9 protein-coding genes are annotated in these 11,738 nt (G+C 50.9%); 7 read left to right on the plus strand and 2 right to left on the minus strand.

Going from position 1 to position 11,738, the window contains the following annotated elements:
* The first annotated feature begins 100 nt into the window (after positions 1–100).
* On the plus strand, positions 101–1,456 hold the full coding sequence (locus tag JL719_RS07725; RefSeq protein WP_033157306.1) for a type VI secretion system contractile sheath domain-containing protein: 1,356 nt from the start codon (positions 101–103) through the stop codon (positions 1,454–1,456).
* Here the strand turns inward: JL719_RS07725 and JL719_RS07730 are convergent.
* A complete protein-coding gene (locus JL719_RS07730; RefSeq protein ID WP_033157307.1) occupies positions 1,439–2,749 on the minus strand; it encodes a C4-dicarboxylate transporter DctA in 1,311 nt (436 codons plus the stop codon). The two genes, JL719_RS07725 and JL719_RS07730, sit on opposite strands and share 18 nt — an antisense overlap.
* A gap of 226 nt (positions 2,750–2,975) precedes the next feature.
* Complete coding sequence (locus JL719_RS07735) at positions 2,976–3,557, minus strand: hypothetical protein (RefSeq protein WP_033157308.1); 582 nt, start codon at positions 3,555–3,557, stop codon at positions 2,976–2,978.
* A 381-nt stretch (positions 3,558–3,938) separates the two neighbouring features.
* On the opposite strand from JL719_RS07735, the gene JL719_RS07740 reads away from it, so the two are divergent.
* The 6 genes from JL719_RS07740 (at position 3,939) to JL719_RS07765 (ending at position 11,671) form a co-directional block, all read left to right on the plus strand.
* Positions 3,939–5,225 carry an ankyrin repeat domain-containing protein gene (locus JL719_RS07740; RefSeq protein ID WP_033157309.1) on the plus strand — a complete coding sequence of 429 codons (1,287 nt, stop codon included), beginning with the start codon at positions 3,939–3,941 and terminating at the stop codon, positions 5,223–5,225.
* A gap of 217 nt (positions 5,226–5,442) precedes the next feature.
* The gene (locus JL719_RS07745) at positions 5,443–6,789 is read left to right on the plus strand and encodes a S8 family peptidase (protein ID WP_051670087.1); all 1,347 of its coding nucleotides are present in this window, start codon (positions 5,443–5,445) and stop codon (positions 6,787–6,789) included.
* A 51-nt stretch (positions 6,790–6,840) separates the two neighbouring features.
* The gene (locus tag JL719_RS07750; protein ID WP_051670089.1) at positions 6,841–7,887 is read left to right on the plus strand and encodes a hypothetical protein; all 1,047 of its coding nucleotides are present in this window, start codon (positions 6,841–6,843) and stop codon (positions 7,885–7,887) included.
* A gap of 255 nt (positions 7,888–8,142) precedes the next feature.
* A complete protein-coding gene (locus JL719_RS07755) occupies positions 8,143–9,606 on the plus strand; it encodes an NAD(P)H-hydrate dehydratase (RefSeq protein WP_033157310.1) in 1,464 nt (487 codons plus the stop codon).
* A complete protein-coding gene (gene tsaE / locus JL719_RS07760) occupies positions 9,606–10,076 on the plus strand; it encodes a tRNA (adenosine(37)-N6)-threonylcarbamoyltransferase complex ATPase subunit type 1 TsaE (protein WP_033157311.1) in 471 nt (156 codons plus the stop codon). The genes JL719_RS07755 and tsaE overlap by 1 nt, the downstream gene beginning before the upstream one ends.
* Before the next feature lie 44 nt (positions 10,077–10,120).
* On the plus strand, positions 10,121–11,671 hold the full coding sequence (locus tag JL719_RS07765) for an N-acetylmuramoyl-L-alanine amidase (RefSeq protein WP_225893056.1): 1,551 nt from the start codon (positions 10,121–10,123) through the stop codon (positions 11,669–11,671).
* Positions 11,672–11,738 lie beyond the last annotated feature (67 nt).

Raw genomic sequence — 11,738 nt, forward strand, 5'->3', positions numbered from 1 at the left:
GCCATAAGCATACCGCTATCCGGAAAAACCGGCTGGCTTGTTGGACCGGGTTTGCTCTGCTACTGTTGATGGTAAAGCACTGAACGCGCGAGGAGAAAACATGTCAGGCAGAATTGATTTTACGATGGGTTTTAATGCCGGAAAAACGGCCAAGGCCGGCGGCGACAGTAGCTACCGGGTTTATGTGTTCGGCAATTTTTCCGGTGTCGCCGTGCCCTGGGAGCAAAGCAAAATGCGCAAAATCGATGTCGATAACTTTGAGCAAGTACTGGCGCAAGTCACACCCACACTGGAAGTCAGCTCGGGCATCACGCTGCAATTTCCGGCGCTGGAGGATTTTCATCCCGATGCCTGGTTGGGAAAAGTCAAGCTGCTGGCCGATTTGCGGACTTTAAAATCGGAACTGGGCAACCCCAATACCGCCGCGCAGGCGGCGGCGAAAATTCAGGCCTTTTTTCCTGGCGTAGTCGCCAGCGAAGCAGCAGCGCCTGTGGCGGAAACGGAAAGCCAGGACGATATGCTGGAACGCCTGTTGGGGAAAAAGCCGGAAGGCGCGGTCGAGGCGTCCGATTCTCTGGATAGTTTGTTGAAACAGATTGTGGAGCCGCATGTCGCCAAAGACGCTAATCCGCAGCATGGGGTTTTAATCGATGTGATCGACGCCGCCACCGCACAGTTTGTGAAAGCCCTGTTACACCGGCAGGATTTTCAAGCCTTGGAAGCTTTGTGGCGGGCGACGTATGAATTGGTGCATGAAGAAGCGGCCGACGCGCAACAGCTCTATTTGCTGGATATTAGCCAAGCCCAATTGCTGGCGGAGCTGGAAAAAGGCGGCGAGAGCGTCGTCCAGCGTTTGCAGCAACATATTCAAACCGGTGACGGCGAGCAGGATGTGTTGATCGTGGCCGATTATCTGTTTGCCGATAATGCGGACGACAAAGCCTTGCTCGGTTATTGTGCGGATTTAGCCGCCAAATGCGGGGCGGGTTTTCTGGCGTGCGCAGGGAACGGTTTGGTGGTCGAGGCGTTGCAGAATGCCGCGGATTGGTTGGCATATCGCCAGCAGATCCAGGCCGACAGCGTGATCTTGACCTATCCGCGCGTGCTGATGCGTTTGCCTTATGGCAGCAAACGCGATCCGCTGGAGAGCTTGGCGTTTGAAGAGTGCACTAATATCCCGCAGACCAACGAGTTGTTGTGGGGAAATTCGGCCTTTTTAGCGGCCAGGGTATTGTTGAGAGCGGCTCAGGATGACGCGACACCCGAGCAATTCTTTTTTGCCGATGTGCCGGCGTTTAGCTACGAACTGGACGGCGAGCAGGTATTGCAGCCGGCGACGGAAGTGGTGTTGAACGAAGTGCAGGCGAATAATCTATTGGCGCAAAACATCATGCCGGTAGTCAGCTATCGGCAGCGGCAAGGCCTGCGCTTACTGGGGTTAGACACCCTGGCTTGACCGGTTTCGACCTAGCTGCGCCCGCATCTTTTCTGTATCCAGCTCGCCTTCCGAATGCGACACTACAATCGTGGCTACCGCATTGCCGACGATATTGGTCAAGGCCCGCGCTTCCGACATGAAACGGTCTATGCCCAGGATTAACGAAAGCGCCGCGACCGGTACTGCCGGCACTACCGCCAGTGTAGCCGCCAAGGTGATAAAGCCGGCCCCGGTGACACCGGACGCGCCCTTGCTGGTCAACATCGCGACCAACAACAGCGTTAATTGTTGCGTCAGCGTTAGATCGACATTCAAGGCCTGGGCGACGAATAGCGCGGCCATGGTCAGATAAATATTGGTGCCGTCCAGATTGAACGAGTAGCCGGACGGTATCACCAGACCCACCACCGACCGCGAGCAGCCCAGTTTTTCCAGCTTGTTCATCAAAGGCACCAGCGCCGATTCCGACGACGAGGTGCCGAGCACCAGCAACATTTCTTCCTTGATGTAGCGCAACAGCCGAAAAATATTGAAGCCGGTCAGTGCGGCTATGCTGCCTAGAATCAAGACGATGAACAAGCCGCAGGTCAGATAAAAACTACCCATCAGCGCGGCCAGCGGTTTCAATGCAGCCACACCGTATTTACCGATGGTAAACGCCATCGCCGCGCCGGCCCCGAACGGCGCCAGCTTCATGATCACGCTCATCATCGCAAAAAAGATGTGCGAGCATTCTTCGATAAACACATACACCGATCTGCCGGCGCTGCCCATTTGCTGCAAGGCAAAACCAAACAACACCGCCACCAGTAACACTTGCAGCAAATCGCCGGAACCGGTGAAGGCGTCGGTAAAGGTTTTAGGGATGATGTGCAGCAAAAAGTCGGCGGTGCTTTGCTGGCTGGCTTGTTTCACATAGCCGGACACCGCCTGCGCATCCAGCGTGGCCGGATCGACATTAAAGCCTTGGCCGGGCTTGAGCAGATTGGCCACCAGCACGCCCAACCCCAGCGCGAAAGTCGAGACGATTTCGAAATACAGCAAGGCTTTGACGCCCACCCGGCCAGCCTTTTTCATATCGTCGGCACCGGCGATGCCCAGCACAATAGTGCAAAACACCACCGGGCCTATCAGCATCTTGATTAGGCTGATGAAGCCGTCACCAATGGGTTTGAGCGAGATAGCGTGTTCGGCGTCCAGGTAACCGAAAAGGCCGCCGGCAACGATAGCCATTAGAACCCATAGATAAAGCCGGGCGGAGGAGCTGGCTGCTTGTGACGATGGCGGTTTGCTGAGGTTTTCCGAGTTCATGGTTTAGCGCGTGGCTCTTAGAATGTAGCGCGGGTGTTGAGCGCACTATCGGTTAAAAGCTGCGCGTATGGCAAGGATAAGTTACGAGGCCAACAGCCCGTCTTACGATGGTATGGAATCGTTCGTCGCCAACTTAAACCACAAGGCTATGGTGGACTCAATTATTGCAGTAAAAGGCTGCCGGAATCTTTTTGATTTAGACAAAGCGGCTGTTAGCGCCTTCCCGTTATTTGTCTTCCTTCTTGTCAAACACCCCGCTGAAGCTAAAGCCAATATCGATTTTGCCGATTTCCTCGATCACTTTCTGGCTCAATTCATCTACCGGCTTATCGGAAAACACCGCGTAGCGCATTAGATTTTCCGTGTAGGTTTGCTTGTCTTTGTATTGGCTGTAAAACGCGAACATCAACGCGGCGATGCCTGTCACCGTGGTTTGCACTATCGCCGACTTATACCATTCGCGCTCGCCCAGCCGGTCTTTCAACAACACCCCCAGCGAAGGCCACAAAAATACCGCCACCGCCGAAATCAGCGACAGCCAGAAAAACACTTTGTTTAAAATCGCATAACTCCTGGCTTTAACATACAAATCGTAAATCAACACCAGCTTGCGCTCTTCGTCTACAGTTGTAGGCTTTGCCGTGCCCGTTGCATCGGTCTTACAGACGGCGGTTTTGGCGTAATCCATCAACAACTTCGCGCTGGTTTGATTGGGGTTGAGGATGCTCACCACATCTTTATCGCAGGATTCCGACGCGCAGCCGCTCAGCGCAAGCAGTGTCATGATGATTAACAGAAATTGGTGCATGGTTTTGCTCCGTATCGATTTAGTGGGGCAATTGTGACATAAGCGGCGTGATGGATTGTCCGTAAAATAATGCCCGGCGAGATTTGGCAGAGTGTTTTTCGGTAGTGTTTTTCTGCGATGGGATGTCTCGAACTTTTGGGGATCGACAAACATTTGCCCTTTACAGTCTGTGGCATTATCTGGTTGATTGACTAAAATTTATCGTTACCAATTATTGTAACTCGAAGACATTATAAATGCGGCGAGAAATGTTGAATATTTTCTAGAAACTGCCTCATCTCTGACTAATTTCTGGAAAGTATAGGAACATCATGCAACCGCTTGTTATGCTACTCGTGATATTTCGTAATTAAATGAATTTTGGATTTGGCGGTGCAAAAGATGCGTAGCAAACACAAGGAAATAAAAAAATTTATAAAATCTAATATTTGTTTTCTATTTTTATTTTTTAGTTGCATCGCTGAAGCAAATAAGCCAGGTTATATTGGCCCTGTAATAAAAGAAATAAAATTTTCGTTAGAAGATAAAAATGTTATTTATGCGGTTATCGGAAATTCAGATAAATTCATAAGTTTCGATAAAGGCTTATCGTGGGCTTATCAGAATCGAAGGACTAAGCTATCTTTTGACATAAAAACTAGAAATACGAGCAAGAATAATATTGGCGAACTTTGTGTTGATGGAGTAGAGGCGCCTTCGTCGCCTAATATTATTTATGCAATTTGTTATAGAGACTCCAATTCAGGAGGCCATAGCAACTTCAAGAAAAGCATTGACTATGGCGAAACATGGGAAATACTAGGTGATGGTTTACCAGGCAGTTGGTTTGCCACCATTTTGGCTGTTGACCCGCGCGATCCTAACCTATTGTTCGCAGGATGGCTTGGCGGCGGACTCTTCCGGTCGCTGGATGGCGGCAAAACTTGGAAGCCGTCAGACAAGGGTTTGATCGATAAACACGATCCCTCTCGACGATATTTGATGCAACCGGACTTGCACAAGGCGGTGCTCGATAATGATTTAAAGCAGATTGAAAAATTATTAAAGAGTGGCGCCAATATTGAAGAGATGGCCGAAGGAAAATCGCCGCTATTGTTGGCTATTAACTTGGGCCTTGTAAAGGCCGCCAAAGTGCTTTTATCGCATGGCGCTAATATTCATGTCCGAGATTCTAATGGGGCGTCGGCGCTCTATTTCGCAATTAATAGTAAAAATGCTGAATTGGCAGAGCTTGTATTCAATGCTGGCCTTAAGTTAGATGAGGCGATTTCGACAGCATTTCTTTCTGATCCTCTAATGTATAGTATCGATGCGCCAATAAATATCGAATTGATTAAGCTTTTGGTAAAGAAAGGTGCTAGTTTGGATAGCCCCTATGTGATGGCGAGGGCAATAGACTATAATTTGAATTACCGAGACTCAGATGCTAAGCAACTTGAGTTGGTAAAATTTCTTTTTCAGAAAGGTGTGCCGTTGGATTATGAAAACAACGGCAATAATTTGGTCCATTATGCTGCGTGGTTATGCAAGCCCGATATCGTCCGATTTTTTCTGCAAAAAGGTCTTTCTGCCAAAATAACGAATGCATCGGACTTGCGTCATCCAGCTGATGGAAATTTGGCTTGCTATCAAGAATCAAAAGCACTAATAGATCAGTTGTCAAAATAGAGTTTTGGGGCTTTAAAATGTATTTTTCATAATAATATTATCAATTTTTTTGTTACGTAACTTTTATCGTCTGATGCATAAAATAGTTTCGCTTTACGTTTGCGCCACCTTTGCCTGTTGGTTGTCAAAAGACGTGAGAGCGGAAATAGCCTCCGAACCTACGACCAACCAAGAAGACACAATTTTACGAGTAAATCAGACGAGAACTGACTACGCTTTGAACGGAGCGGGTATTACCGTCGCCGTTATCAGCGACAGTTTCAATTGCTTGGGCGGTGCGGATATTGGGCAAGCCAGCGGCGAATTGCCACCAACAGTGACGGTAGTGAAAGAAGCCGATTGTAAAGGCGAAAAGACGCTCGACGAAGGCCGGGCGATGCTGGAAGTGATACATGATCTGGCGCCTGGCGCCAATTTGCTGTTTCATGCGATGGGCGACAATCCCGGCGATTTGATGCAAGCCTTGAATCAAGTGGCCGATCACGGTGCGAAAATTATCGTTGATGATGCGGTGTATTTTAGCGAGCCGATGTTTCAGGATGGGCCTGCATCGCAAACGATTGATCGGCTGGTAGTCGAACGCGGCATCGCTATTTTCTCTTCGGCAGGCAACGCCGGCCTTAACAGCTATCAATCGGCATTTGCCGATAGCGGTCGCTATCCTTTGGGCGAAAAACATGGCGTCGCCCACGACTTCAATCCCGATCCTAACAAAACCGACACCTGCCAAACGATTACTGTCGGCGCCGATGCGTTTACTGTATTGAGTTTGCAGTGGGACCAACCGGCCAAGTCGATTAGCGGCGGTATTGGCTCGGCTAATGATCTGGACGTTGTGGTTTACGACGATCCGGCCTGCAAGCGTGTCAGTCAAACCTGGGGCATCGGTGGTTCAACCGATAATTTGGGTGGGGACCCCGTTGAAGTGGTCGGATTCGATAATAAAGGCAACCGCCGTCGAAAAACCGTCGGTTTGAGCATTTTGAAAGTGGCCGGTCCCTCGCCTAGCTTACTGAAATACATCCTGAGCGGCAGCTCGCTACCTAGCGAACACCCAAGTATCGACGAGTACCGCAACGATCCGAAAACCATCTCTTCAGTGTTCGGTCATGCTAATGCTGCGAACGTTTTCAGCGTCGGCGCCATAGAAGCCGGCCAGGGCAAAATGCCGTCAGCGCCAAGTTACTATTCCTCGCCCGGCGGCTTGCCGGTCTTATTCGATAATCAAGGCAAGCGTTTAGCCGAGCCTGTCGTCCGGCAACATGTCGATGCCGTGGCTCCCACCAACGTCAATACCAGTTTCTTTTCCAAAACCCGTCCGGACCCTGAAAAAGACGGCAAGCCTAACTTCACCGGAACTTCTGCGGCTGCTCCCCATGCCGCCGCAGTGGCTGCTTTGGTGCTGCAGGCTACGTCGAAAAAAGGTCTGAGTTTGCAGCCTCTCGAACTTTACGACGTGTTACGGCGTAGCAGTTTGGATTTGGGAGACATCGGTTATGACTCGTCAACGGGATATGGGTTGCTCGCCGCCGACAAAGCTCTGAAGGCTTTGTCCAATGAGTAATAATCCCCGCATATCGGGGCGATAAGCTTTATTAAGCAACTAGGGATCACCATGCGTAAATTACTGAGTTCTGCCGCGTTACTGTTGATACAGGCATGTACAACAGAAAAGCCTTTAGATAATCCGATCAACGATACCCTCATTCCGTTTACTGTCGAGCAACCACTGAGTTGCAGTTTCGGAAATCTGGAGTTGAATGACAGTGTTGTTGTCCTAGCGGCTGGCGGCGGAGAGGGTAAAGAGCTTGATTTTGTCATAGAGCAAAAAAGCGGTAATGCTGCTAAAAAAATAGATGTTGCAGTCAACTCAATCGATAAACCGGTTGTATTGATGCTGGGTACTTATAACCCCACGATTTGGAATATAGGCTGGACGCCTGGCACCAAAATTTTAGCCGTTTCCGTTTTTGGTTATCACAAACAACGTGTTTCCGGATTGCCTGCCGGTACGCCGGTATTGGCAAGTAGCCATGATGAAGGTGGCCCGTGCGAATTAACGGCGCTAACAAACAATAAAACGGGTTCTGATGAAAACAAACAAGCCCAGCAACTTTTTAATCGGCCGATAGCGAGTTTTAGTCGAGTGGCGAGAGGTAAAGTGACGATTGGCGACCCTATAGCTTATGGTGTGAGTTTGGTGACTTCGAACGCAACCCCACTCGAATCATTTCGTGAGCCGAATACACCGCTAGCCGGGAGTGCCGGCTTGGAACAGGCCTTGAAGGAAAACATATTAAGAAAGGCAACATTAAACGATGTCGCGGAATGGACCAGATTGCTTACTCAAAAGTATGCGCAAATGCATAAAAAGCCACCTGATATTCCTCCGTATCTGGATAATGCATTTATGGTCTTGAAAGAATTTGTCTGTCCTGCCGGATTATATGGTAGCCATTCTGCAAATTTCTATGTCGCCAAAGGAGTTCCTTACCCGAAGGGCGATTGCGGCCATTCGAGTATTTACGATTTCAATTCCATGATGCTCGAATGTAGTGCGGGTAGTGCTTGTGGGGAAGATATCCTTAACGGAAGAATCGGCGCAGGCGCGATGCGGCGCATGACGACTATTAACTCGGGTCCTAGTAAGCCCGGCGATTAAATAGAGGAAGCGTGTCGGAAAACTATTGGGCTACAATCGTCTTTGAACTTATCCCTTTGAATGCAGATAAACGTTCGGCGTTGGATATTTGCGTTCGGTTTGTTTCGTAAACGCTGATTGCATGCTGGTCTACTTACGCTATCTGCACGTAAGCAGACGCTGAAGAACCGGAGTTAAACGGCAACTCTTGGCTGATTTTTCAGTAGTCCCGGCAAGATCAGCGAAACCCCCTTCGATTTCCCCAAGGCATAAGCTATGCAAACACCCTCAAACAAACTCTTTTGCACCGCCCAAATCCGCGAAGCCGAGCGTTATGTGATCGACGAGCTGGGGATTCCTGGTAGGGAATTGATGCGGCGGGCCGGATACGCGCTGTTCGAACAAATACAGCGGCGTTGGCCGGAACACGCCGCGATCACGGTGTTTTGCGGCGGCGGCAATAATGGCGGCGATGGTTATGAGGTGGCGACGCTGGCCTTGCAGGCTAATTATCAGGTAACCGTTTACGCCTTGACCGATCCGCATGGATTGCCGGGCGATGCGCTTGCTGCGTATCAAGATTTTTTAAAGGCTGGAGGTTGTGTCAGCGACTTCGAAGCCGGGCAATCCAGGCTGCAAGGCGTGATCGTCGATGCGTTGTTCGGGATCGGTTTGAGTCGAGAGGTCGGGCAAGATTATGCGTTAGCCATCGCTGCGATTAATGCATCAGATTGTCCGGTGATTGCCGTGGATGTGCCGTCGGGGTTGCATGCCTACACGGGCTCGGTGTTGGGTTGCGCCGTCAAGGCTGAAGTGACGGTGACTTTTATCGGTTTGAAGTGCGGCTTGTTTACCGGCGCAGCACCGGAATATTGCGGTGAGATTATTTGCAATAATTTGGATATCGACGCGGCAGTGTTGGCGGCAATGCCCCCGTTCGCGGAATTGCTGGAAAAGTTAGCGTTACCGCGCCGTCCGCGGACGGCGCACAAAGGCGATTTTGGTCACGTACTTTTGATCGGCGGCAACCTGGGTTATACCGGGGCGATTCGTTTGGCGGGTGAGGCGGCCTTGCGTTCCGGGGCTGGTCTGGTTAGTATCGCCACCCGCGCCGCGCATAGCGGGCTGATCAATATCGGCCGGCCGGAGTTGATGTGCCACGGCGTGGAATGCGGCGAAACGCTGCACGCCTTACTGGATAAAGCCAGCGTCATCGTGATCGGGCCCGGCCTTGGTCAGGACGATTGGGCCAGGGAAATGTTTGGTACCGTCATGGGTCGCGATAAGCCTTGCGTGCTTGATGCCGACGCGCTGAATTTGCTGGCGGAGCAACCGAAGCGCCACGATAACTGGGTTTTAACACCGCACCCCGGCGAAGCCGCGCGCTTGTTGGCATGTAATACCCGGCAAATCTCGGCAGACCGCTTTGCAGCCTTATCGGATATTCAGAGTCAGTACGGTGGTATCTGTTTGTTAAAAGGCGCCGGTACCTTGATTAGCAACGGTGAAACGGTATATGTCGGCACCACCGGTAATCCCGGCATGGCCAGCGGCGGCATGGGCGATGTGTTGTCCGGCTTGATCGGCGGTTTGCTGGCGCAAGGCTTGAGTTTGGAGCAGGCGACTAGGCTGGGTGTTTATGTGCATGGCGAAGCGGCTGACAGTCTGACTGCAGAATTGGGCGAGCGCGGCTTGTTGGCCGGTGATTTGCCGGAACGAATCAGGAAATTATTGAATTAATGAACATCACGCTGGAAACCCCCGAAGATACCGAAGCGCTGGGCGCCGCGCTTTGGCAAGCCTTGCCGGCAAAATGTCTGCTGTTTTTGTACGGCGATTTGGGTGCCGGCAAGACGACGCTGGTGCGCGGCTTATTGCGCGCTGCCGGCCACTCAGGCGCGGTGAAAAGCCCTACTTACACCTTGGTCGAGGAATACGAAGTCGATGGCCGGCGCTTGTTTCATTTTGATTTGTATCGGCTGAAGGACCCCGAGGAATTGGAGTGGATGGGCATGGACGATTATCTCAACCAAAACGCATTGTGCTGCATCGAATGGCCGCAAATGGGTGCCGGCTTTCTGCCCAATGCCGATGTGGAGGTTAGCTTGAATTATTTTCAGCGGCAACGTACCGCTGAAATCAATGTGTTAGCAAAAAATCGGCTTGGCGACATAAAACTAAACTGGAAAAACAATAACCTACTGCTATAATTTCAACGAAGTTGTGACTAGTGGAAATGTGGGGTATGCAGCAGATGTCTAAAATTTTCTGGATATGGGGTTTGTTATTACCCACGTTTTCGGTGCTCGCGGCTCAGACTGAACTGGGTCCGATCAGTTATTCATCCACCAATCAACTGCTGGTCAATTTGCCGAGCACGGTCAAGCATCATGCGTTTGTGTTGAAAAGTCCTAATCGTCTGGTTATGGATTTTAGCGATGCCAAAATGGCGCAGGATTTGAATCAACCGGTTGCGGATCATCCCTTGTTTGGTTTTGCCCGCAGCGCAATGCGTAACAACAAGGATTTGCGTATCGTCGTCGAATTGAAAGCTGATGCGGACGCCAAAGTCGCGATGGTCGGTAAGAATTTACAAATCGATTTGGCGGCAAAAGATCAGCCAGCGCAGCCGCAATTGACAGCCAAGCCAGCGGAAAGAGCGTTCACTCCAGTCGCAGCGGTTAAAACGGAAAGGCCGACAGCTACCCCGGAGGTTGCTACTGCTGAAAAAGCCGATAAAACCACTAAAAAATCCGAGACCACTGCCAAACCTGTCGCGGTTAAATCCGTCGCCAAAGCCAAAGGCCGTAACATCATTGTGGCCATCGACGCTGGTCACGGCGGTAAGGATGTCGGTGCGCAGGGCGCGAACGGCACGCAAGAAAAAGACGTGGTGTTTGCGATTGCCAAGAGTCTACAAGGCATGGTTAACAGCCAGCCGGGCATGAAAGCGGTGATGATTCGCGATGGTGACTATTTTGTGAAATTAAACGAACGCCGCCGTATTGCCCGCGCGGCCAAGGCCGATTTGTTTGTGTCGATCCACGCCGATGCGTTTAGCGACAGCCAGGCGCACGGTGCCTCGGTATATACGTTGGCCAATAAAGGCGCGTCAAGTGCCGGCGCCACGTGGCTGGCTAACAGCGAAAACGCGGTGGATGGCGGTGCCGCTGAGGATAGGGATGACACCTTGACCTCGGTGTTGATGGATTTATCCAATAAGGCGGCGAAGGAAGCCAGCCAAAACATCGGTAATAAGGTGTTGAGAAGTGTGAAGGGTGTTGGTCATTTGCATCGCAATACCGTGCAAAAAGCCGGATTCGTCGTGTTAAAGTCGGCGGAAATTCCGTCGATTCTGGTCGAAACCGCATTTATTTCCAATCCGGAAGAAGAGCGCCGTTTAAACACCAAGGCTTATCAAAACAAAATGGCCTCGGCGGTATTTAGCGGGATCGTCGGTCACTTTAAACAATATGCGCCGGCCGATACGATGATGGCGCAGTTGAATCGTTCCGGCAAATCCAAAGCCGTGCAATTGGCGGCAGTGGATGTGGATGACAATGAACCGGTGGCTAAAGCAAAACCGGAACAAAAACCGGTGTTGGCTGCTAGAGAGTTGGATGCGGCTCCAGCCACAATCGCGAGCAATAGTGCCGGCACGCATCATGTGATTAATCGCGGCGAAACCCTGTCCGGCATCGCCCAGCAATACGGCATAAGCATGCGAGCCTTGCGGATGGCCAATGCGATGAATGACGGCAATGTGCGCGTTGGTCAGGTGTTGCAGATTCCGCATGACAGCTGATTAAACTATCTTAAAGCGGGGCGAATCATTTCGCCCCGTTTCATTTCCATCCGCTAAAATACGCGCT

The organism is Methylomonas sp. LW13, assembly GCF_016865255.1.
GTDB lineage: Bacteria > Pseudomonadota > Gammaproteobacteria > Methylococcales > Methylomonadaceae > Methylomonas.

Excerpts from the sequence above, each read along its gene's own strand:
- JL719_RS07725 (WP_033157306.1), top strand. The coding sequence starts at position 101 with ATGTCAGGCAGAATTGATTTTACGATGGGTTTTAATGCCGGAAAAACG.
- JL719_RS07730 (WP_033157307.1), bottom strand. The coding sequence starts at position 2,749 with ATGAACTCGGAAAACCTCAGCAAACCGCCATCGTCACAAGCAGCCAGC.
- JL719_RS07735 (WP_033157308.1), bottom strand. The coding sequence starts at position 3,557 with ATGCACCAATTTCTGTTAATCATCATGACACTGCTTGCGCTGAGCGGC.
- JL719_RS07740 (WP_033157309.1), top strand. The coding sequence starts at position 3,939 with ATGCGTAGCAAACACAAGGAAATAAAAAAATTTATAAAATCTAATATT.
- JL719_RS07750 (WP_051670089.1), top strand. The coding sequence starts at position 6,841 with ATGCGTAAATTACTGAGTTCTGCCGCGTTACTGTTGATACAGGCATGT.
- JL719_RS07755 (WP_033157310.1), top strand. The coding sequence starts at position 8,143 with ATGCAAACACCCTCAAACAAACTCTTTTGCACCGCCCAAATCCGCGAA.
- tsaE (WP_033157311.1), top strand. The coding sequence starts at position 9,606 with ATGAACATCACGCTGGAAACCCCCGAAGATACCGAAGCGCTGGGCGCC.
- JL719_RS07765 (WP_225893056.1), top strand. The coding sequence starts at position 10,121 with ATGTCTAAAATTTTCTGGATATGGGGTTTGTTATTACCCACGTTTTCG.